Consider the following 22,820-nt stretch of genomic DNA (forward strand, 5'->3'; position numbering starts at 1 on the left):
CGGCGACACCTCCCCCTGGCGGGGGAGGATCGTGAGGTGGGGTTTGGTATAGATTACAGCGCGAGGTCGGGGCTGCGGTCTGGCTTTACGCGCATGGCCGCGGGGCGTGGGCCGGCTGCGACGCCGACCGTGGGCGAGGGGATCGCGAGTTGCAGCGTGTCCGCGGTTGATGCCCAATGCTCGGCGAGGACGTCGGGGGTCTCGTTGAGCATCACGCCGTAGGTCGGCACGATCTTGCGGATCTTCGCCTGCCATCCGGCGGTGGCGAGGTGGTTCGGGAACACCTTCTTCAGCAGGTTGAGCATGATCGATGGTGCGGTCGAGGCGCCCGGCGAGGCGCCGAGCAGCGCGGCGATCGAGCCGTCCTTCGACGCGACGATCTCGGTGCCGAGCCGCAGCACGCCGCCCTTTTCCGGATCGCGCTTGATGATCTGGACGCGCTGGCCCGCCTGCCACAGGCGCCAGTCGCCGTCCTTCGCACCCGGGAAATACTCGCGCAGGGCATCCATCCGGTCGCTGTCCGACATGATGAGCTGGCCCGCGAGATATTCGACGAGGTCGAAATCGTCCCAGCCGACCGCGAGCATCGGCCGGAAATTGTCGAGCGTGACCGACGCCGGAAGATCGAAATACGAGCCTTCCTTGAGGAACTTGGTCGAGAAGGTCGCGAACGGGCCGAACAACAGCGCCTGCTTGCCGTCGAGGAACCGCGTGTCGAGATGCGGCACGGACATCGGCGGCGAGCCGACCGCCGCCTTGCCGTAGACCTTGGCGAGATGGCGGTGCGTGATTTCGGGCTTGTCCGCGACGAGGAACGAGCCGCCGACCGGGAAGCCGGCATAATCGTCGGCCTCGGGAATGCCGGACTTCTGGAGGATCGGCAGCGCACCGCCGCCGGCGCCCGCGAACACGAAGCGTGCCTTGATCACCTGCTTCTCGTCGGTCTTCATGTCGCGTGCGGTGACACGCCAGCGCGCCTTCTTGCCGCCGATCGTCTCGCGTTCGAGCGAGCGGACCTCATGCCCCGTGGTCAGCGTGAAATTGTCCTGCTTGGCGAGCGAGCCGATGTACTGGCGCGTGACCTCGCCCCAGTCGCAATCGGTGCCGAGCGGCGAGCGCGTCGCGGCGAGCTTCGTGCCGGGCGCGCGGCCCTCCATCATCACCGGCACCCACTGCGAGATCTGTTTCGGGTCGGTGGTGAATTCCATGCCGGAGAAGAGCGGGCTCGCCTGGAGCGCGGCGTGGCGCTTTTGCAGGAAGGCGACGTTGGCATCGCCCCACACCAGGTTCATGTGCGGCGTCGAATTGATGAACGAGCGCGGGTTGGCGAGGATGCCGGTATCGACCTGGTGGCTGAGGAACTGGCGCGTGACCTGGAACTGTTCGTTGATCTCGACCGCCTTGGCGATCTCGACCTTGCCGTCGGCTTTGTTGACCGGCGTGTAGTTGAGTTCGCACAGCGCGGAGTGGCCGGTGCCGGCGTTGTTCCAGCCGTTGGAGCTCTCGTCAGCGACCTTGTCGAGACGTTCGACCATCTCGATCGTCCAGGTCGGCTCGAGCTCGCGGAGCAGGACGGCGAGCGTCGCGCTCATGATGCCGCCGCCGATCAGCAGGACGTCGACGGTGCGCTCGGTGGTCGCAGCGTCGGCGTGTGCGATCGGCAGCGCCGCTGCACCGCCGGCGACGATCGCCGAGCCGAGCAGGTTGCGGCGGGTCACGCCGGTCTTGGTTTCTGGGGAGATCGTGTCGTTAGCGTCTGGCCGCATGGTCATGCCTTTTCGTTTCGGCATGGTCCGCTGTCCCGACACAGGCCGAAGACGACGAGAATCCATAACCGGATTATCGGGTCAGCCACGCGGAAATCACGTAAATCGATACACGTACTACCGACTGAGCGCGGCCGCTGCTCAAAGTCCTCATCCCGGTATCGGGTGTCGTTGGGATCGCGCTGGGGTGCAAACTCGAGCGTCTATCCAGCCTCTTACATGGCATCCGGCCCGGTTTTGCGCAAGGTCGCCGCTTTATGCTTGCCCTGCGTTCGGATCGCGGAGGCGTGCTGCGAGGAAGTCTATCAGTGCCTCGACGCGCGCCGGGCGGAGGGGGCTTGGCGGGGTGAGAAGATGGAGGCCGATCTTTGCGGGCGCCCAGTCCTCCAGGATGATGACGAGTGCGCCGGACGCGATATGCGGGTCGACGATGAAGTCGGGCAGGCGAGCGATGCCGAGCCCGGCGATCAGCGCGGGGACGATCGCTTCGCCGCTGTTGGCGGTGAGCTGGCCTTGCAGGCGGACCGAGACGTCGGCGCCGCCGGGGCCGTGGAAGCGCCACGGGCCGACGACGTTCGAATAGCCGACCAGCTGGTGCTCGCCGAGCTGGGCCGGATGCGTCGGGGTGCCGTGCTTCGCGAGGTAGCTGGGTGCGGCGACGGTGTGCGCCTGGATGCTGCACAAGCGGCGGGCGCGAAGCGAGCTGTCGGGGAGTTCGGCGATCCGCAGCGCGACGTCGAAGCCTTCCGCGACGATGTCGACTCGTGCATCGGAAAGGTGGAAATCGACCTCGATTCCCGGGTGCGCGACGAGGAACTCGGCGAGGATCGGTGCGACGTTGGTGACGCCGAAGCTCATCGGGGCGGCGAGGCGGACGCGGCCGGTATGCGCGCTGGCGGCGTCGTGCGCGGACTCTTCGGCGGCGCGGGCTTCGGCGAGGATGCGTGCGGCGTGCTCGGCGAGCGGCTTGCCGGCTTCGGTGAGCGCGAGGCGGCGCGAGGTGCGGTGAAAAAGCGACTGGCCGAGATGTGCTTCGAGGCGGGTGATCGCCTTCGACACGGTCGCTTTGCTGAGCCCCACCGCGTCGGCGGCGGCGCTGAACGAGCGGTGCTCTACGACGCTGGCGAAGATCGCCCAGGCTTCGAGATCGGGCAGGCGCATGTGGGGGTCTCCAGATCTTCCCCCCTCCCTGGAAGGGAGGGGCTGGGGGTGGGTCGCTATCGAGGGAACGTCGCATTCGCCAAGCGGCCGACCCACCCCCAACCCCTCCCTTTCAGGGAGGGGGGTAAGTAGGCCACGTTACCAACCGAAACGATCGGTTTCCAGCGTTTCTATTTACGGCGTAATCGCAGCGCCTATCTTGGGGTCAACCAGTGGAGACCTATCATGACGACCACGACCCTTTCCAAAGTTGAACGCCGCAGTTTCGACAGCCTTGGCCATGCCGATCATGGCTGGCTGAATGCGCGGCATCATTTCTCGTTCGCGAGCTATTACGATCCCGCCCGGATGGGCTGGGGCGCGATCCGCGTGTGGAACGACGACCAGATCGCCGCGAACTCGGGCTTTCCGCCGCATCCGCATCAGGACATGGAGATCATCACCTACGTCCGTAGCGGCGCGATCACGCACCAGGATTCGCTTGGCAACAAGGGCCGTACTGAGGCTGGCGATGTGCAGGTGATGAGCGCGGGGACCGGCGTGCGGCATGCCGAGTATAATCTCGAGCCCGAGACGACGACGATCTTCCAGATCTGGATCGAGCCGTCGCGCAAAGGTGGCGCGCCGAGCTGGGGTGCCAAGCCGTTTCCGAAGGGCGAGCGTTCGGGGCAGTTCGTGACGCTGGCCAGCGGGTTCGAGGGTGACGGCGATGCGTTGCCGATCCGGGCGAATGCGCGGGTGCTGGCGGCGACGCTCAAGGCTGGCGACAGCGTCGACTATGCGGTCGGCGAGGGGCGCCATGTGTATCTGGTGCCGGCGACGGGTGCGATCACGATCGGCGACGAAGCCTTTGGAGCGCGCGACGGAGCGGCGCTGCTGGGCGGCCAGACGGTGACGATCACGGCTCAAGAGGACGCCGAGATCGTTCTGGTAGACTCGGAGTAAAACTCCCCTCCCGATTGCGGGAGGGGTCCGGGGAGGGCTCGCGCTCACCTCCGCCGTGACCATCGTTGAAGATACGCACTTCGATCCGGCTCGCTTGATGAAGCCGGGTGCCCACCCCCCCAGCCCCCTCCCGCTTGCGGGAGGGGGAGCCTTAAGAAGGAAATGCCCATGACCAAGGTTCTCGTTCTCTATTACTCGTCCTACGGCCATATCGAGCAGATGGCGGATGCCGTCGCCGAGGGCGCGCGCGCCGGTGGGGCCGAGGTGGACATCCGCCGCGTCGCCGAAACCGCACCGCAGGCGGTGATCGAAGCGGCGCACTTCAAGACCGACACCGCGCATGCCGAGATCGAAGGCCCCGCCGCGCTCGAACAGTATGACGCGATCATCGTCGGTGCGCCGACCCGCTTCGGCCGGATGCCCGCGCAGATGGCGCAGTTCTGGGATACGACCGGCGGCCAGTGGTTCTCGGGCGCGCTGATCGGCAAGGTCGGCGGTGCGTTTACCTCGACCGCGAGCCAGCATGGCGGCCAGGAAACGACGTTGTTCTCGATCATCACCAACCTGATCCATCACGGCATGACGATCGTCGGGCTCGACTATGGCTTCCAGGCGCAGATGGGCGTCGACACGGTCAAGGGCGGCTCGCCCTACGGCGCGACGACGATCTCTGACGGCGACGGCAGCCGCATGCCGAGCAAGGACGAGCTCGACGGTGCGCGCTACCAGGGCAAGCGGATCGCCGAGACGGCGGCCAAGCTGAAGGGCTGATCCCCCGAGGCTTCGGTGGTTGGGGAGACGAAACTTACCCCGCGGTAAGGGCGTTTCCCCACCACCGGAGCATTTCGCTTCGCGTGCACCAGCTATGCGAGGATATGATCATGGGCTTGTTTTCCAAGGACATCGCGACGTTCGAAGACCTGTTCCTGCACCAGTTGCAGGACGTGTATTACGCCGAGCACCAGATCACCAAGGCACTGCCGAAGATGACCGACAAGGCGACCGCGCCGGGTCTGAAGGCCGGGTTCGAAACGCACCTGCGCGAGACCGAAGGACAGATCGTTCGGCTCGAGCGGATCTTCGAACTGCTCGGCGAGAAGGCCAAGGCAGTGACCTGCCCGGCGATCGACGGGATCATCAAGGAAGCGAACGAAGTCGCGGGCGAGATCGCCGACAAGGCGGTGCTCGATGCGGCGCTGATCGCGTCGGCGCAGGCGGTCGAGCATTACGAGATCACGCGCTACGGCACGCTGATCGCGTGGGCGAACCAGCTTGGTCGCAGCGAGATCGCAGCGATCCTGAAGGAAACGCTCGATGAGGAATATGCGACCGACGACAAGCTGACCGCGATGGCGACGTCGAAGGTCAATCCGAAGGCCGAGGCGGTTACTGCCTGAGCCTTTCGCGACGTAACTAAGAAAACGGGCCGGCGATCATGCGATCGCCGGCCCGTTTTTCGTTCAGGCCTTCTTGCGCGCGCGCTTGGGAGCGGCGGCGGCGGCGACGTCCTCTTCCTCGTCCGGCTCGTCCTCACCGGCTTCGGTCAGCGCTTCGCCAAGTGCCTTCAGCTTGTCCTGCGACTTGTCGGCCTTATCGGCGATCTTGGTCGTCGCGGTACCGAGGCGGTGGAGCAGCGCGTGGACGCGGTCGGCGTCGGGCGTGTCCTTCTCCAATTGCTTGCGCAGCGAACCGAGATCGCGAAGGATGCCCTTGGCGCCGGATACTTCGGTATCGGCCAGCGCGGCTTCCCAATCCTCGACCATGTCGGCACCCTTGGTGGGCTTGGTCGCGTCGAGCCCGCGATTGATCGCGTTCATCGTTCCTGCAAATTTAATGGCCATGTGATCTCTCTCCGCATGCCTTGTTGGCAACCGTCAACGCGACGTGGCGGCGGAAATGTCCCGTCGATCGTATCGACTTCGATCAGTATCGGGGCCCAAGTTAACGCAGGATATCGGGCCCCTCCGCCTGCCGGATGACGTCGGCGAGCGCGGCGTTCGGCACGCGGTCGGCGAGGACCGGCGAGCAGGCGAGCAAGCCGTTGGGGCAGTAGCGGTCGTCGTCCCAGCCGGGGTGGTCCAAAATCGGGTAGAGGCACACGCCCTCGACCGGCACGCCGAGCGACTGGGCGATCTTTACTTCGCGGAGGATCATGCGGAGCCAGGCGGGACGGGCGCTGCCTTCGATGCCGGTTTCGGCGATGAAGATCGGGCGGCCGTAGCGCGCGTAGGCGTCGGCGAGGATCGCGTGGAGCGGCCGGCTGAGGGGGTGGTCGTAGGCTAGCGGGGGGCCGCCGTGGATCCACTGGTTGTTGTGGTAGAAATTGACACCGACGATATCGAGCAACGCCGGTCGGCCGCCGATCTGTGGCCACGCTTTCCCTGCGATCATGTCCCAGGCCTGGTATTGCGCGAGCCGGTGGCCTTCGGCGGCGGGGGCGTCGTTCGGGCGGGCGGGGTCGGTGATGACGTTGATGACCGGATCGGCGTGGACGAACCTCGCGGCGGGGTCGACCGCGAGGATCGCTTCCATCGCGGCGATCGAGGCGCGCGCGAGTTGGACCTTGAGTTCGTAGCCGCGTCGCTGTGCAAACGGGTTGAGATAGGCTGCGTCGCCGCCGCCCCAGGCGAAGAACGAGACCTCGTTGACCGGGGCGTAGAAGCGGGTCTCGCCGGGTGCGGCCGGGCCGATGTGGCGGGCGGCGGCGGCGGCGAAGGCGGCAAAGCGCGTGACGAAGGCGGGCGTCCAGATGTCGATGTCGTCGGGCCAGCCGTAATGCAGCAGGTCCCAGATGACTTCGGTGCCGATCGCCTTGGAGGCTTCCAGCTGGCGATCAAGGCTGGACCAGTCGTAGCGGCCGGGTTCGCGCTCGATCAAATGCCAGCGCAGGCCGTCGCGGACCGTCAGGATGCCGAGCTTGGCGAGTTCCCTGTAATCATGCGCGGCGAGGGTTTCGTGATGGCTGGCGGCGATGACGTCGACGCGCTTGCGGTCGTGCGCGCGGCGGTGCGTGGAGGATTCGAAGCCGCCTTGCAGGAAGCTGCGGAACAGGCCGGTCGGGCGGGGGAGGGGCGGTCGGTCGGATAGGACTTCGGCGAACAGGGCTTCCCAGCGGGGGACGACGGCGGCGACGGCGTACTCGCTGTCGACCTTGGCGCGGAGGGCAGTGCCGAGGCGGGTCCGCAGTGCCGGGTCTTCGAGCAGTTTTGTGATCGCGGCGGCAACTGCGGGGGGATCCTCGTGGGGCACGAACAGGCCGCTGACCCCGTCGACGATCTGTTGTTCGGAGCCGTTGTCGCGCGTTGCTATGACGGGGAGGCGTGCGGCGCCGGCTTCGGCGATGACGTGCGGCATGCCTTCGCCGCGGGAGAGCCAGACGAAGATGTCGAGTGCGGCGAGCAGGTCGGGCACGTCGTCGCGATCGCCGAGGAAGGTCAGGGCGGTGTCGAGGCCGAGTGCGTGCGCGCGGTTGCGGAGGGCAACGGCGTATTCGGGGATGAAGGCGTCCGGCCCGCCGATCACGACGAAGCGCGCGCGGGGGTGGCGGGCGTGGACGAGCGCGGCGGCTTCGATGAAGTCTTCGACACGCTTCTTCGGGTCGAGCCGGCCTAGCCAGCCGATCAGCGGCACGTCTTCGGCGATCCCTAGCGCCGCACGGACCGGCGCGGGGCGGGCGGGGTCGAAGGCGCGCGTGTCGACCATCGAGGGGATCTCGATCGCGTGGTGTTCGCGGCCGGGCATGCGGCTGGCGGCGGCGTCTCGGATCGACGCGCAGACGCCGACATAGCGCGCGGTGAAATGCTTGGGGCCGGCGAGTGCTTCGGAGACGAGGCCGCCATGTTCGATCAACGGCGGGCGGAGGTGCATGCGTTCGAGCGCGGGATAGATGTCGGCGACGTTCTGGCACGAGACGACGACGTCGTACGCGGGCAGCTTGCTCGCGAGGTAGGCGACGGTCTCGTCGAAGCCGAGCGCGTAGGGCGTGCGGTCGACGGCGACGCCGATCGCTTCCAATTGCGCGTGAGTCTGCTCGGGCATGCCGTCTTTTCGGAAGCACGCGACGACCTCGATCCGGTAGCGGGTCGGGTCGAGCGCCTGGGCGAGCAGACGCACTTCCGTCTCCTCGCCGCCGACGACGAGCCAGGCGAAGACGAACAGGATGCGGATCGGTCGGGCGTCGGCAGTGAGTGCGGTGCTCAATCGCCGACCTTGAAGACGATCTGGAGGAACTCGGGCCGCTCGCCGACCAGCTTTGCGATGAACTTGGGAGCGTCGTCGTAGGGCACGACGTGCGTGATGAGCTGCGCGCGGATCTCTGGGCCGCGGGCGAGCAGCAGCTTGACCGTCTCGTTGGCGAGGCGGCGGCGGTCCCATTGGAAGCCGAGCCCGCGGGGGACGCGGTTGATCTGCGCGCAGCGGAGGTTGAGGCCGTTGTGGTGGAACTCTTCGCCGAGCCGGAGCCGATCCGCGCCGCCCTGGTAGAAGGCGAGGTCGATCACCGTGCCCTGCGGTCTCAGCGCGCGCATCGCGGCGTGGAGGCTGGCGGCGTCGGCGCGGGTCTGGAACACGACGTCGGCACCGCGATCGTCGCCGCCGTGGAGCCAGCGTGCCTTGGCGTACGCCCAAGCCTGGTCCTCGGTCATCGCGGTGATGCCGAGGCATTCGGCGCGCAGGCGGCGGAAGGGGGACGGGTCGGCGATCACGACTTCGCTCGCGCCGGCGGCTTGTGCGAACAGGGCGGTCAGCATACCGACTATGCCTGCGCCGATCACCAAAGCGGGACGGCCGCGGATGCCGTCGCCGAGGTTGACGACGTTGGGGCCGAGCAGTTCGACGTCCGCGTGGAGAATGCCGTTGGCGGCGATCGGGCCCATCTGGCCGATATAGATGCCGAGGATCGGATCGAGCTCGGACGGGAGCTTGGTCAGCAAATCGTTGAACGGGTCCGCGGTGTGGCCGGTCTTGTGGCCGAAGACGGTGCCGACGACGTCGCCGTTGGCGAAATCGCCGACCCGGCTGTCGCTGACGCGGGCGCATTCCATGTAGCCGAGGAACGGCACGGGGTAGTGCGCGCTCGGTTCGCCGGGGACGAACACGCCGCGGCCTGCGTCCCAGCGGGAGTGGAGATACGGGTTGCTGTTCTTGACGAAGGTGAGTTCGGTCCCGGCGGAGAACCCGGTGTAGAGCAGGTCGAGCCGGACCTGACCGTCGCCTGGGGGCGCTTCGTCATAGCCGAAGAAATAGGCCTGGCCGGGACGTTCGACGCCGAGCGAGCGGACGTGGCGCCACTCAGACATGCCCCATCTCCTTAGTTGCCTCCCGCTCGCGGACGTCGATCGCGCGGCCTTCGACGGCTGAGCGTTCGATCGCCAACGCGAGGCGGAGCGTTTCGAGGGCGGCGGGGTAGGGGCAGCGGATGCGGTTTTCGCCCCCGCGGACCGCGTCGATGAAGTCGCGATCCTCCAGCACGACCGGATCGCTGCCGGTGCCGCGGACCGGGCGACCGCGGCCGATGTCGATCATCACGTCGCGATCGGTCAGTTCGATCGCTAGGCCTTCGCCGAACAGATGCAGGCCGACGCGGTGGTTCCAGTTGAGCAAGCACGTGGACGCGAAATTGGCGATCGCGCCGCTGGCGAAGGTGAGCATCGCGGTGCTGGTCGTCGCGACGTCGAGGCCGGGGAAGGCGGCGCGGTCGATGTGGCCCGACTGGCCGTAGACGCGGACGACGTCGCCGACGAGGTAGCGTGCGAGATCGACCAAGTGCGTCGTCTGTTCGAGCATCTGGCCGCCCGATGCGTCCTTCTTCCACCACCAGCGCGGGGGCGGGGTTGAGTCGAGCCAATAGCCGGACAGGAGGCGGGCGGGGGTCGCCGAGAGCAGCGCCTTTACCTCGTCCACGGTGTCTAGATAGCGCCAGTGATAGCCGACCGCGGTGACGAGACCGAGCCGGTCGACTGCGGCGGCGACGTCTTCTGCGGTGCCGAGGTCTAGCGCGACGGGCTTCTCGACGAAGAACGGCAGCTTATGCTCGATCGCGAGGCGTTCGGGTTCGCCGTGTGCGAAGGGCGGCACGCAGATGTAGAGCGCGTCGAGGTCGACCGCGGCCAGCATCGCAGCGGCATCGTCGAACGCGCGCGCTCCGAAGCGGGCGGCGGCTTCGGTCGCGCGCGCCATGTCGACGTCGGCAACCGCGACGATCGCGACGTCGTCGAACTGCTCCAGCACGCCGAAATGGCGATTGGCGATCCCGCCTGCGCCGATGAACCCGATCCGTGTCCGCTCCACGCCGTCTCCCTTATGTTTGGTGTCTGTATGGTCGTGCACAGCGGCGTAGACCGCGCGCGTGTCGGCGATCATGCGATCGGCCGAGAATAGGTCCTGCTGGCGCTCGATCGCGGCGCTGGCCATCGTTTTCAGGGTGTCGCGGTCGGCGAGCAACGTGACCACCGCATCGGCAAAACTGGCCGGGTCCGCGGCGGTGAGGCGACCGGTAACGCCGTCCTCGATCGCTTCGGCATTGCCGGGGGCGACGGTGGCGACGACGGGGAGGCCGGCGGCCATCGCTTCGAGCGCGACCAGTGGCAGGCCTTCGAACGCCGACGGGAGGACTAGCAGGTCGGCGAGCGTCATCAGGTCGGCGACGTCGCTGCGGGTGCCGAGCATGCGGACGGTGCCGGCCAGGCCCTTGGCGGCAATCGCGCGTGCGGTCTGGGTGAGGAGGGGGCCTTCGCCGGCGAGCAACACGATCACGTTTGGATATGCGGCGCGGATTGCCGGCAACGCATCGAGCAGGAGTGTGTGGCCCTTTTGCTCGGCGAAGCGCGCGACCATCAGCAGGACGGGGGCATTGCCGACGCCCCATTCGCCGCGGAGGACTTCGCGTGAGCGCGAGGGTTTATGTGCGCCGACGCCGTTGTGGATCGTTGCGACGAGGGCGGGATCGACGCCGGCCGCGCGGTGGCTGTCACCGACCGCGTCCGAGACGCAGATCAGGCGTGCGAGCGCGGCCGATGTGTCGCGGTGTTCGTCGCGCTGCGCGGGGTCGGTGAGGAGGTAGGGGAGGTGTTCGGTGCGGACCACGGGGACGCCGGCGGCATGCGCGGCGCGGACGGCGGCGTGGCCTTCCCAGCCTATGCCGGCATGGACGTGGACGATGTCGGGTCCGGCGCGGTCGAGCCAGCGCGCGAGGTTTGCATCGTCGTCGAGCGCCTTGACTGCGTAACCCTTGGCGGCGGCGTGTTCGAGCAGGCCGGTGCCGGGCCGCGCGGCGACGACGATCTCGTCTCCACCCAATCCTTCGGCGAGCGTCATCATGTGCGCGCCGACGCCGGACGGGGCGAGGCTGTCGGTCAGCAGGCAGATACGGGTCATTCGGCGGCCATCACGGGGGTCTCGAGAACAGCCGACTTCGCGACCATGCGGCGATAGGTGGCGAGCGCCTGGCCCACGACCTGGTCCATATTGTAGTAGCGGTACGTCGCGAGCCGGCCGACGAAGGTTACGCCTTCCTCCGCATCGGCGAGCGCCTCGTAGCGCTTGAACAGCGCCTGGTTTTCGGGGCGGGGGATCGGGTAATACGGATCGCCTTCCGCGCTCGGGAATTCGTAGCTGATGCTGGTCTTCGCGTGGAGCTGGCCGGTGAGGTGCTTGTACTCGGTAATGCGCGTCTGCGGCACGGCCTCGTCGGGATAGTTGACGACCGCGACCGGCTGGAACTGCGCGACGTCGTGCGTTTCGTGGCGGAACTGGAGGCTGCGATAGGGCAGCTTGCCGAAGCGGAAGTCGAAATATTCGTCGATCGGGCCGGTAAAGACGATGTGGTCGACGTCGACGCGGTCGATCACGTCGCGGTATTCTACGCCGAGATCGAGCGTGATGCCGGGATGATCGAGCATCGCCTCGAACATCCGGGTGTAGCCGTTTGCGGGCATCGCCTGGAAGGTGTCGGTGAAATAGCGGTCGTCGGTCGAGGTGCGGGTCGGCACGCGCGCGGTGACGGCGCGGTCGAGTTCGGACGGGTCGAGGCCCCATTGCTTCCGCGTGTAGCCGCGAAAGAACGTCTCGTAGAGATCGCGGCCGACTGCGGCGACGACGACGTCCTCGGAGGTGCGGATGTCCTCGACCGATTCCGCGCGGCTGGCGAGGAAGGCGGCGGCTTCCGCGTCGTCCTTGAGCGAGAGGCCGTAGAGGTCGTTGAGCGTGGTGCGGTTGATCGGCATCGGCACGAGCTTGTCGTCGACGCTGGCGAGCACGCGGTGTTCGTAGGGGCGCCAGTCGGTGAAGCGCGAGAGATAGTCGAACACGTCGGCGGAGTTGGTGTGGAAGATGTGCGGGCCGTAGCGGTGGATCAGCACGCCCGCCGCGTCGTGTTCGTCATACGCGTTGCCGCCGATGTGTGGGCGGCGATCGACGACGAGGACGCGCTGGCCGCTGTCGCTCGCGAGCCGCTCGGCGAGGACCGCGCCGGCGAAGCCTGCGCCCACGACCAGCGTGTCGTAGCGTTCGCGTTTTGCTGCAGGAGCGTATTTTTTACCATTTAAGACGCGGTCGATCTCGGTGGCCATGGTGGTTTGCGTGCGGTCCCAGGATTGCGTGGCGAGCAGGCGGTCGGCTTCGTCGCGCCATGCGCCTTCGCGGGGAAGCGCGAGGGCGGCCTCGCAGGCGGTGACGAACGCGGGCGCATCGTCGGCGATCGCGACGGCCGCTGCGTCACCGTAGTGGCGGATCACGTCGACGATCGGGGTCGAGACGACCGGCAGGCCGCCGGCGAGATATTCGGGCGTCTTGGTCGGGCTGATGAAGCGGGTCGCAGCGTTGATCGCGAACGGCATCAGCGCGACGTCCCAGCCCGAGAGATAGGCGGGGAGTTCGTTATAGCCGCGTCCGCCGAGCCAGTGGATGTTGGCGCGGCGCGGCAGGTGCGCGGGGTCGATCTTCACGACCGGGCCGATCATGATGAACGACCAGTCGGGCCGCTGAGCAGCGACCGCGTCGAGCAGCGCGAGGTCGATGCGCTCGTCGATGACGCCGAAGAAACCGAGCTTCGGGCCGGGGATGTGGCGCTGGTCCTCTGGTTCGGTGTTGCCGGCGCGGGCTTGAGCGAAATGCGCCACGTCGACTGCCGACGGGAAGGCGTGGACGTTGCGGTGGCGGTCGCGCTTTGCTTCGTACAGGCTATAGCCGCCAGTGAAGACGAGGTCGGCGCGCGCGAGCAAGCGGGCTTCGCGGTCGAGCAGGGCGGGGTCGGCGAAGCGGAACGCGGACAGCTCGTCCATGCAGTCATAGACGACTGCGGCGGCATCCAGATGCTCGGCGAACGGGAGCATCATCGGCGTGTAGAACCAGAGGACGGGCTTTGCGCGAATGCTCGTCGCGACCAGCATGTCGAGGAGTTGCCGCAAGCCTGCCTCGACCTGTTCGGCATTCCACCAATGCGGCAGGCGCGGCCGCAGTGCGATCACGTTGTCGGCGGGAAACGGGTGATGTTCGAGAAATGGCAGCGGGTGGTCGCAGGGGATGTGTTCTTCCCAGACGAACACGCTCTGGGATTGCGCGAACCGCTTCATCAGATGCTGCGGGCGCTGCGTGACGAAATCCCAGCGGAGATGCGAGAAGCAGATCAGCGGCGGCGGCGGGCTCGTATCGTCGATCGTGGCGAGGCTGGGGGTAGGTCCGATACCGTGCACGCTCTTCCAATCCGCGAATCCGCGGTCATCCGCGTTGTTGATCGAACCTAAGCCCACGCCTCAGACCTGACTATGCAAATGTAATTGCTTTGCATCATGTATTTGCTGGATAATCGCCCCCAAACGCACAACGCTATGCTGCCAAGTCCAACGCTCCAATACGGCGTCGCGGGGCCGGAATTCGGCGTAGGTTTCGCGCATTGTAAGGATCGCATCAGCAAACCCGGTCGTCGAAGCAGTCATGCCGGTCTCGGGCAGGATGAACTGCAATCCGCAGCGTAATCCCGCGTTGGCGAGCACGGGCAGGCCGGCGAGCATGTATTCGGTAAGGATCGCCGGCGCGCCGTCGTCGATGCCGCAGACGACGCCGAACTTGGCGCGGTTCATCAGGCGGTTGACCTCGTCTATGGGCACGCCCGGTGGTCCGACGAACTCGATCGAGAGGTTCTGATCGCGGGCGCGGTGGCGGAGTGCGTCGGCATCCTCGCCGTAGCCGAAGACGCACAGCGCGCGGACGTCGCGTGGAAGTTGCGATATGGCATCGAACAGGATGTCGTGGCGCTTGTACGGCTGCGCGGCGGCGACGTAGATCAGGTCGATGTCCTTGACCGTGTCGAGCGGGCGGAACTGGTCGATCGCGGCGAATTCGGGACCGACCGGCAGGATCGCGGTGCGAACGCCGGGGTGGCGGGCCTCGACCTCGTCCGACTGCCACTGCGCGCCGGTGATGACGAGATCGAAATACTCGCTGACTTCGGGCGGCACGCGCAACGAGGGCGCGTCGATCGAATTGTAGAGGATGATGCTGTTTTCGCAGAGCGCGAGCAGTTCGGGTGCGATGCCTAGCCCGAGCACGACGAGAATGTGTGGCGCGCCAAAAGTCCGCACGAAGTCGATCATCTCTGTGGAGGCGAACGGTGCGCAATCGTGGTCGAGGCGGAAGGCGCGGCGCGCGAGCACCGGGCTGTCGCGGTGGAATGGCGGGTCGCCTTCGCCGCGCCAGTGATGCCAGATCTCGACCTGCTCGACGATGCCGGCCGCGACGAGTGCGAGCGGAAGGCGTTCGAGATACCCGCCGGCGACGGGCTGGCGGTGGTCGGCGACACCCGTCCAGGGTCGGCTAGCGGAATCGAGCGCGCGCCATGCCGATCCGTCGCGAGGAGGCGTTGCGGCGGAGGGATCCGCGGGAGGCCAGCCGTCGACCCAGTCGCTGATGACGACGACCGATCGTCGTTCGCTCAACGCCACCATGCACGCATCCCCTGCATCGGTATCTCCCCTGGTCTTGCACCCTTTCGTTGCAGGGCAGGCACTTAACGGGCGAAATCGAGAAACGGGATCATGCAGCTTAAATTTAGTCGGCGCGCGTATTCGCAATCACGCTCGACCGCCGGCGGGGCTTGCGCCATGTTAGTGCAAAGACGTCCATGAGTAGGTGGGGCGATGACTAGGCGAGGGCAGCGCGGACGATGCTAATCTGGATGGCGATAGTCGGTGCTTTGCTCGGCTGGGTGCTCGGAAGCTTTTCAGAAACCGCTTTATTCTTGGGCGGAGCGGTTGGCTTGTGCATCGGCTGGGCGTTGCGGCGGGCGATGCGGATCGAGATCGTGCGCGAGACGGCGGTCCTGAGCGCCGAGGTCGCCTTGTTGCGGGCCCACGTCAACGAGCTGATGGACGCGCCGCGCCATCGCACGGACGGTGTCGCCGATGCGCCGGAGGTCCGCACTACGCCGCGATCGATCGAGCCGTTGGTCGCCGAACCGCTAACCGCGACGGTTGCGCCGGAGGTCGTATCGCAACGTGAAGCACTAACCGATTTCGATACTCCGGCGGGAAGCCGCTGGGGTTCGCCGCCTTCGGGCGACCGCTCTGCGTCTGCACCTGCACCCGCCGAACCGCGCGAACCGGGCTGGCTGGCGAGCGGCGTGGCGGCCGCGCGCGGCTGGCTGTTCGGCGGCAACACGATCGTCCGGCTCGGGCTCGTGATCCTGTTCGTCGGACTGTCGTTCCTCGCCAGCTATGCCGCGGCGGCGGGGCTGTTCCCGATCGAGTTCCGTCTCGCAGTGGTCGGCCTGTTCGGCATCGCGCTGCTCGGCATCGGCTTTCGGACGCGGACCAAGCGTCCGGATTTCGCGCTGGCGCTGCAGGGCGGCGGCGTCGCGATCATCTACCTGACGCTGTTCGGGGCGGCGCGCTTCTACGATCTCGTACCGCTGTCGGCGGCGTTCGTGCTGATGATCGCGGTCTGCGCGCTCGGCTGTGCGCTGGCGCTGTTGCAGCGTTCGCAGGCGCTGGCGGTGACGGCGTTCGCAGGCGGGTTCGCGGTGCCGTTGCTGCTGGGCGGGGAGGGCGGCAATGCGCTCGGCCTGTTCGGGTACGGCACGATCCTGAACCTCGCGATCCTGTTCATCGCACGCGCGCGCACATGGCGCGTGCTGAACCTCGTCGGGTTCTTCGCGACGTTCGGGATTGCGAGCCTGTGGGGCGCGACCGCGTATCGGCCCGAGCATTTCCTGATCGCGCAGATATTCCTGATCGTCTCGGTACTGATCTACGTCGTGACCGCCGTGCTTTATACGCGGGCGACGCCGGGCAAGTTCGGCAATGCGGTCGATACGACGCTGTTGTTCGGGCCGGCGCTGGCGGGGTTCGGGCTCGAGGTCGCGTTGATCGGCGACCGGCCGTTCGGCAGCGCGTTTGCAGCACTGGGCTTTGCGGCGCTGTATCTCGGTGTCTCGCTGGTGGCGCGGCGCCGACAAGACCAAGGGCTGCGCGTGATGAATGAGGCGATGCTGGCGATCGGCATCGGCTTCGTCACGATGGCGATCCCGCTTGCGCTGGGCGCGCGCTGGACCTCGGCGGCGTGGGCGCTGGAAGGCGCGGGCGCGTTCTGGGTCGGGATGCGGCAGGCACGCTGGATGCCGCGGCTGTTCGGGCTGGCGCTGCAGGTCGTCGCGACCTTGCTGTATCTCGGCACGCTCGACGATAACGTCGCGGCGCTGCCGTTCGCCAATCCGGCGTTCGTCGGTGCGATCCTGGTGGCGCTAGGCTGGTTCGCGACGGCTTGGTTCGCGCGGGAAACGATCGCGCGGGAGACGATCGCGCCTGGGGAGACGCGACTTGCGCGGGCCTATGCACGGGGCGAGGCGGTGATCGCGACGCCTGCGTTCCTGACCGGGTTTGCGGCGTGGTGGATCGGCTGGCTGATGGAGGCGACGCGGCTTTATCCGGCGGTCGAGCGATCGCTGTCGCCGGTGCCGGTGTTCTCCACGAACGTGCAGATCCTGTTGGCGATGCTGGCGTATCTGGTCAGCGCAGCGGCGTTCCAGACGATTGCACGGCGTCGCGACTGGCCGGTCGCGGCGTGGCCGGCGCGCGTGAGTGTAGGCGCGTTGTGGATCGGCTTCGTCGCGCAGGCCGATCGGGGCGGAACCGTGTTGTCGTCGCCCGGCTGTTTCCTGTGGATCGTCGCCCTCGCCGTGCATGGCTGGATGCTGTTCCGCAGCGATCGTGACGACGTCGAGACATTGGGCACGCGGGCGGTGGCGTCGGCGAGCCATGTCGCGGGCGTCTGGCTGGCGGTGGTCCTGCTCGCCGACATGCTGTGGTACGGGATCGATCGCGCGGCGCTGTGGTCGACGGCTTGGAACGAAGTGACGTTCCTGGCCGGCGCGGTGGCGGTGCTTGCGGGCCTTACGCTGTGGGCGGGGCCGGCGTTGCGCGGCGAGCAGGCTGCGACGCGGTGGCCGCTCGATCGTCATGCCCTGCACTATGCGTGGACGGCGGCGGTGCCGATCGCGCTGGGCATCTTCAGTGGCGCAATCGCAATCGCGCTGTTTTCGTCGGGTGATACCGCGCCGTTGCCGTTCGTGCCGGTGCTCAACCCGGTCGACGTGATGGTCGCGCTGGCGGCGGGCGTGCTGCTGCTGTGGCGGCGGGCGGTGCTGGCCGCGGATGCGGTGCCGGCGGGCGCCGCGCTGTTGGCGAGCAAGCGCATCTGGCTGCCGATCGCAGCGCTTGGTTTCGTCGCGGCGAACGGCGCGTGGTTGCGGACGGCGCATCATCTGGCGGGTGTCGCATGGGAGGCGGATACGCTGCTCGGCAATGCGCTGGTCGAGACCGGAATCGCGATCCTGTGGACGGTGATCGCACTGACGCTAATGGTCGTCGCGCACCGGCGTGCGACGCGCAGCTTGTGGCTGGCGGGGGCAAGCCTGTTGGGGGCGACCGTCGTCAAGCTGCTGATGGTCGATCTGTACGCGACCGGTGGCGGTGCGCGGATCATCGCCTTCATCGCGGTCGGAATGCTGATGCTGCTGGTCGGATATCTGGCGCCGCTGCCCCCTAAGGTAACGTCGGACGATACGAAACGCGGGGCGGTGGCATGAGCGGGGTTCGATGGCGGTTGGGCGCAATGGTCGGCTTCGTGCTGTTGGTCGCTGCGGCGCCGGCGGGGTCGGATGGCGAGCCGGACGGCTATGCGCTTCGCCTGCCGCTATCGGTGGAGGCGGGTGCGAAAGTCCAGCGACTGGTGTTGCCCGCCGCAGTGCTGGCGGGATTGCAGACTCGCGACGGGCATGACGTGCGCGTGTTCGATGCGAAGGGGCGGGCGATGCCGATCGCGCGTGCGGGGGCGTCCGCGGTGGTCGGCCATGTATCGCTCGATCCGATGCCGATCCTGGGGGCGCCCGATGCGCTGAAGGTGTCGGGCGTGTCGCTGAGGCTCGATGGGCGCGGTGCGGCGCAGGTCGCGGAAGTGCGCGGCGAGCCGGTTGCGGCTGGCGGCGCGCCCGTGCTGCTCGGCGTGCTGCTCGATGCGCGGCGTGTGTCGGGCGCGGTCGCGCGGGTTGCGGTTGCCGCGGACTTGCCGGTCGGCCAGCCGGTGACGTTGACGGTCGAGGCCAGTGCGGACCTGCGCGAGTGGCGGCGGTTGGGCGAGGCGACGGTGTATCGGCGCGCGGGCGAAGCGGTGCGGTCGTCGATCGTCGCGTTGGACGGTGCCGCCGTGGCGCGGGAGTATCTGCGGATCACGTGGAGCGCGGGGTCGCGGTTGCTGGCGCCGGTCGCGATCCGTGGCGCCGTGCTCGACGTGCGGCCCGACGGTGCGGCGGCGTCGGAAACGGTCGAGGCTCAGGCGCCCGCGCCGGCGTCCGGGAATGCGCGCGTCGTCGATTTCGCGGTGCCGTTCGCCACACCGATGGCGAGCTTGCGGGTGATACCGGTCGAGGGCGATGGCGTCGTCCCGGTTCGCATATTGGGGCGAGATGACCGCGAGCAGCCCTGGGCTCTGCTGGGGCAAGGCGTCGCGCGCAGCGATGGCGGGCGCGACATCACGCTGTCCGGCGACGCGCCGCGTGCGATCCGGATCGAGGCCGATGCTCGCAGTGCGGGGTTCACCGTCGCGCCACGTCTGCGGATCGGCTTTGCGGACCGCGGCGTGATCTTCCTCGCCAGTGGCACCGCGCCGTTCACGCTGGCCGCCGGGCGCGTTGCGGCGAAGGACGTGTTCGTGTCGCCCGCCGATCTTGCCGATGGGCAGGGCAGGCCGGGCGAAGCGCGCCTGGCGTCGGTGCCGGCCGCGACGGTGGCGTTGTCTGCGGTCGGCGATGCGGGCGCGCCGACGCGCAATATCGTGCTGTGGGCGGTGCTGCTTGCGGCGACGGCAGTGCTGGCGGGGGTGGCATGGGTGCTGTGGCGGCAACAGGCGACGCAAACGCCGCGCGATCCGAGCTGAGGTGGTGGTCCAAGGTATCGGCCCGCAGCGGGATTTAGATCACGCTGCGGGCCGATCGTGGCGGGTTTTCAGCTCTTCACGAACGCCAGCAGATCGGGGTTGAGGACCTCGGCGTGCGTCGTCAGCATGCCGTGCGGAAAGCCCTTGTAGATCTTCAGCGTGGCGTTCTTGAGCAATTTCGCCTGCACGAGCGAGGCGTCTTCATAGGGGACGATCTGGTCGTCATCGCCTTGCAGCACCAGCATCGGCACGGTGATCGCCTCCAGATCCGCGGTCTGGTCGGTTTCCGAAAACGCCTTGATGCCGTCGTAGTGTGCGAGCGCGCTGCCCATCATGCCCTGCCGCCACCAATTCCGGATGACGCCGTCCGAGACGACGGCGTTCGGGCGGTTGAAGCCGTAGAACGGCCCCGATGCGACATCGAGGAAGAACTGCGCGCGGTTCTGGGCGAGCGCCTTGCGGAACCCGTCGAACACCGCAATCGGCGTGCCGCCGGGATTGGCGTCGGTCTTTAGCATCAGCGGCGGGACTGCGCTGACGAGGACGGCCTTGGCGACGCGGCCCTGGGGCTGGCCGAACTGCGCGACATAGCGCGCCACTTCGCCGCCGCCGGTCGAGTGGCCGATATGCACCGCGTTGGTCAGGTCGAGGTGCTCGGCGACGGCGGAGGCGTCGGCGGCATAATGGTCCATGTCGTTGCCGGTGTCGGCCTGCGACGAGCGGCCATGACCGCGGCGATCATGCGCGACGACGCGGTAGCCCTCGGCGAGGAAGAACAGCATCTGCGTGTCCCAGTCGTCCGACGACAAGGGCCAGCCGTGGTGGAACACGATCGGCTGCGCGTCCTTGGGTCCCCAATCCTTGTAGAAGATGTCGACGCCGTCTTCGGTCTTGATGAAGCCGCTGCTCATTTCGGTAACTCCGTCTTGTCATGGAAGTGCAAGGAAGCGTGCGATTCAGGGTCAAGTCTCTCCGAACACAGGTTTTCCTGATCTGCCGGGCGTTTATCACGTCTGGAGAATGGCAAACAGAAACCGCGTTCGCGCATGACTGCCATGCCATCGTGTGATGTAAAAGCCCGGATCGGACTGGGATAGATCGGTCGATCGGATATAGGAAAAGCATTGGCACAGCGAAAACTGGGCCGGTTTCTTGCAAGATACTGAATTCTTGATTCAATTGAGGCCGTGTTCGCGGTGATATTTGGCGGGGGGGCGACTATGAGCGGACGACGACTGGGGCCGGGCAGAGTCGAGGCCTTCACCGACGGCGTGGTCGCGATCATCATCACGATCATGGTGCTGGAACTGAAGGTACCGGAAACGGGCGACCTGCACGCGTTGATCGGCAGCGCGCCGGTGCTGCTGGCGTATGTGTTGAGCTTCGTGAACGTCGGGCTGTTCTGGAACAATCACCACCACATGTTTTCCGCTGTCGAGCGCGTCGACGGGCGCGTGATGTGGGCGAACCTGTTCCTGCTGTTCTGGCTGAGCCTGGTGCCGTTCGTGATCCGCTGGCTCGACGAGAGCGCGTTCGCAGCGGGGGCGACGGCCGCCTATGGCATCGTCCTGGGGCTCGCGGCGATCGGCTATTCGCTGACCGAACGCGCGATCATCGCCTGCAACGGCAAGGAGTCCGCGGTCGCGCGCGCGATCGGTTCCGACTGGAAGGGGTGGGGCAGCATCGCGCTGTATTTCACCGGCGTGCCGCTCGCGTTCGTCAGCCGCTGGTTCGCCATCGCGTTGTACGTGGCGGTGGTTGCGCTGTGGCTGATCCCCGACCGGCGGATCGTGCGCGCGTTCGAGGGTGAGCTGCGAGGCTGATCCTCCTCCCCCAAGCAAGGGGGAGGAGTTGCGCATCATTTCTTGGTGCGGAGGCCCCACAGCATCGTGCCGACCAGCGCGATGCCGGCCGCTGTGCCGCCGACCGCGACTGCGGCCATGACCGGCGAGATGCTGCCGTCGGCGCGGTGGAGGTGCGGGCGCAGGTTCTTGAGCAGCGGCTTGCGGCCGGACAGTCCCTCGAACATTTCGCCCGGGCCCTCGGGATCGAGGATCTTGTTGTCGGCCAGCCACTCGCGGACGGAGTCGAGTTCGGGGACCTCGTACGGGCGGAGCGAGCGACCGTCGCCGCGCAGCCGTTCGATCGTTTCGATCAGCGAGCCCGTTTCCGCGATCGACGTCTCGATCGTCGCGACGTCGGTGTCGAGATGCTCGGCGAGCAGGCCATTGCGAATGCTGGCGATCGTGTCGCGCTCACCGGCGTTGCGATCGCGCGCGGCGTCGATGACGACGTCGCATTCGCTGTCGAGCCGCAGCGAACGGTTGTTGAAATTGGACGAGCCGACGCGGAGCACTTCGTCGTCGACCACCGTCACCTTGGCGTGGACGTAGATCGGCTGCCCACCCGCGGTGAACGGGTGATAGAGCCGCAGCCGGTTATGCGGGTCCTGTTCGTGCAAAGCCTCGACCAGCCGGGCGCGCGCGGAGTCCATCGCGATCGGTTCGAGCCAGCCCTCTGCTGTAGTCGGGTGGACGATGACGAATTCGGGACCGTCGGGTTCGCGCAACCGCTTGCCGATCGCCTCGGCCACCTTGCGCGACGCGAAATACTGGCTCTCGGCGTAGAAGAAGCGCTTCGTCCGCGCGATCAGGTCGACGTACAGCGCCTCGATGTCGTGGCGGGGCTCCTGCTCGGCCATTTCGGGAATCGTGAGCGCGATGCCGACTTCGACGTCGGTGAAGTCGGCCTTCACATGATCGGGCCAGCAGTCGGCGCCATCGGTCACCGGCTCCAGCGCGCCGCCGCCGGACACTTCCCAGCGACCACGGCACATGTCGCCAAGCGCGCGCGCGACCGGACCTTGCAGGATCGTCGTCGCGTCGTGCCACGGACCGTAGGGCGAGCCGTCGGGCTCGATCCGGCGCGGTTCGTCGTCGGCATGCGCGCGCGTGTCCCAGCGGTCGACGGTCATGTCGATCCCGCCGCAGAACGCGACGTCGTCGTCGATCACGACCACTTTCTGGTGATGCGAACCGGCGGGGGGATGATGGCCGTCGAGACGCAGATGGACCTGTGGGTCGCGGATCCACTTGGCGATGCGCAACAGCGTCTGGCCGTGGAACAGCGTCTTGATTGCGCCGGTATCCCAGCGGAGGATATGGATGTTGAGCCCCGGCGTGCGGCGCGCGAGCCAGGTGACGAACTCGCCGACGCGCTCGGGACCGCCATCGCCGTCGTCCCCGCCGTCGTCGCCTCCACCGAAGCGGATGCGCGCGTCGAAATCCCAGCCGACGAGCAGGATCTGCTTCTTGGCCTTCATCATCACCGCGCGGGCGGCTTTGAAATAATCGTCGGCGTCGACGATGACGGTGGCCTGCTTGGCAGGTTCGATCCGCCAGCAGTTGCGACCGGGCTCGAGCAGTGTTCCGTGAGAATTCATGATGCTGCCATCGCAGGCTTGGCGCGATCAGCCAACCCACGGAGGCGCGTTTTGCCCCTTGATGGACGAACTGGAGGCAGCAT

General features: G+C 67.2%; 16 protein-coding genes. 6 read left to right on the forward strand and 10 right to left on the reverse strand.

All coding sequences use genetic code 11. The annotated features are described in order from the left end of the window. Nucleotides 1–53 precede the first annotated feature (53 nt). Entirely contained in the window at nt 54–1,772 is a 1,719-nt protein-coding gene (gene mqo, locus ASE69_RS15880; RefSeq protein ID WP_156362368.1) for a malate dehydrogenase (quinone), read from the reverse strand. A gap of 249 nt (nt 1,773–2,021) precedes the next feature. Next, nucleotides 2,022–2,927, reverse strand: coding sequence for a LysR family transcriptional regulator (locus ASE69_RS15885; protein ID WP_056488819.1), 906 nt, complete (start codon nt 2,925–2,927; stop codon nt 2,022–2,024). Nucleotides 2,928–3,152: 225 nt separating this feature from the next. Here ASE69_RS15885 and ASE69_RS15890 point away from each other — a divergent pair, with 225 nt between their 5' ends. The 3 genes from ASE69_RS15890 (at nt 3,153) to ASE69_RS15900 (ending at nt 5,269) form a co-directional block, all read left to right on the forward strand. Beyond that, complete coding sequence (locus tag ASE69_RS15890; RefSeq protein ID WP_056488820.1) at nt 3,153–3,872, forward strand: pirin family protein; 720 nt, start codon at nt 3,153–3,155, stop codon at nt 3,870–3,872. A 168-nt stretch (nt 3,873–4,040) separates the two neighbouring features. After that, nucleotides 4,041–4,643: an NAD(P)H:quinone oxidoreductase gene (gene wrbA, locus ASE69_RS15895; protein WP_056064956.1), complete on the forward strand. Its 603-nt coding sequence runs from the start codon at nt 4,041–4,043 to the stop codon at nt 4,641–4,643. 110 nt (nt 4,644–4,753) lie between these two features. Next, nucleotides 4,754–5,269, forward strand: coding sequence for a ferritin-like domain-containing protein (locus ASE69_RS15900; protein ID WP_056489424.1), 516 nt, complete (start codon nt 4,754–4,756; stop codon nt 5,267–5,269). A gap of 63 nt (nt 5,270–5,332) precedes the next feature. Here ASE69_RS15900 and ASE69_RS15905 read toward each other — a convergent pair whose 3' ends face one another. The 6 genes from ASE69_RS15905 to ASE69_RS15925 all read right to left on the reverse strand — a co-directional run bounded on the left by ASE69_RS15905 (nt 5,333) and on the right by ASE69_RS15925 (nt 14,812). Next, the gene (locus ASE69_RS15905) at nt 5,333–5,713 is read right to left on the reverse strand and encodes a hypothetical protein (RefSeq protein ID WP_235518863.1); all 381 of its coding nucleotides are present in this window, start codon (nt 5,711–5,713) and stop codon (nt 5,333–5,335) included. A 100-nt stretch (nt 5,714–5,813) separates the two neighbouring features. Then, nucleotides 5,814–8,072 carry a glycosyltransferase family 4 protein gene (locus ASE69_RS15910; protein WP_056488828.1) on the reverse strand — a complete coding sequence of 753 codons (2,259 nt, stop codon included), beginning with the start codon at nt 8,070–8,072 and terminating at the stop codon, nt 5,814–5,816. Continuing rightward, nucleotides 8,069–9,169, reverse strand: a complete 1,101-nt coding sequence (locus tag ASE69_RS23045) for a zinc-dependent alcohol dehydrogenase (RefSeq protein WP_235518864.1) — start codon at nt 9,167–9,169, stop codon at nt 8,069–8,071. Before ASE69_RS23045 ends, ASE69_RS15910 begins: the two co-directional genes overlap by 4 nt. Then, on the reverse strand, nt 9,162–11,246 hold the full coding sequence (locus tag ASE69_RS22630) for a glycosyltransferase (protein ID WP_200924183.1): 2,085 nt from the start codon (nt 11,244–11,246) through the stop codon (nt 9,162–9,164). The genes ASE69_RS23045 and ASE69_RS22630 overlap by 8 nt, the downstream gene beginning before the upstream one ends. Next, a complete protein-coding gene (glf, locus tag ASE69_RS15920; protein WP_082453208.1) occupies nt 11,243–13,441 on the reverse strand; it encodes a UDP-galactopyranose mutase in 2,199 nt (732 codons plus the stop codon). The genes ASE69_RS22630 and glf overlap by 4 nt, the downstream gene beginning before the upstream one ends. A 180-nt stretch (nt 13,442–13,621) precedes the next feature. After that, on the reverse strand, nt 13,622–14,812 hold the full coding sequence (locus ASE69_RS15925; RefSeq protein ID WP_056488829.1) for a glycosyltransferase family 4 protein: 1,191 nt from the start codon (nt 14,810–14,812) through the stop codon (nt 13,622–13,624). A gap of 311 nt (nt 14,813–15,123) precedes the next feature. On the opposite strand from ASE69_RS15925, the gene ASE69_RS15930 reads away from it, so the two are divergent. Together ASE69_RS15930 and ASE69_RS15935 are read left to right on the forward strand one after the other, a co-directional pair. Further along, entirely contained in the window at nt 15,124–17,949 is a 2,826-nt protein-coding gene (locus ASE69_RS15930; protein WP_235518869.1) for a DUF2339 domain-containing protein, read from the forward strand. Next, entirely contained in the window at nt 17,946–19,295 is a 1,350-nt protein-coding gene (locus ASE69_RS15935; RefSeq protein ID WP_082453171.1) for a DUF3999 family protein, read from the forward strand. The genes ASE69_RS15930 and ASE69_RS15935 overlap by 4 nt, the downstream gene beginning before the upstream one ends. 68 nt (nt 19,296–19,363) lie before the next feature. Here the strand turns inward: ASE69_RS15935 and ASE69_RS15940 are convergent, their stop codons facing one another. Then, nucleotides 19,364–20,206, reverse strand: coding sequence for an alpha/beta fold hydrolase (locus ASE69_RS15940; RefSeq protein WP_056488838.1), 843 nt, complete (start codon nt 20,204–20,206; stop codon nt 19,364–19,366). A gap of 309 nt (nt 20,207–20,515) precedes the next feature. Between ASE69_RS15940 and ASE69_RS15945 the strand changes: the two genes are divergently transcribed. Continuing rightward, on the forward strand, nt 20,516–21,118 hold the full coding sequence (locus tag ASE69_RS15945) for a TMEM175 family protein (RefSeq protein WP_056064942.1): 603 nt from the start codon (nt 20,516–20,518) through the stop codon (nt 21,116–21,118). A gap of 35 nt (nt 21,119–21,153) precedes the next feature. On the opposite strand, the gene ASE69_RS15950 is transcribed toward ASE69_RS15945, so the two are convergent. Then, nucleotides 21,154–22,737 (reverse strand): phospholipase D-like domain-containing protein, encoded by a 1,584-nt coding sequence (locus ASE69_RS15950; RefSeq protein ID WP_056488845.1) that lies wholly within the window; start codon nt 22,735–22,737, stop codon nt 21,154–21,156. Nucleotides 22,738–22,820: the final 83 nt, after the last annotated feature.

This window comes from Sphingomonas sp. Leaf208 (assembly GCF_001421415.1).
Lineage (GTDB): Bacteria > Pseudomonadota > Alphaproteobacteria > Sphingomonadales > Sphingomonadaceae > Sphingomonas.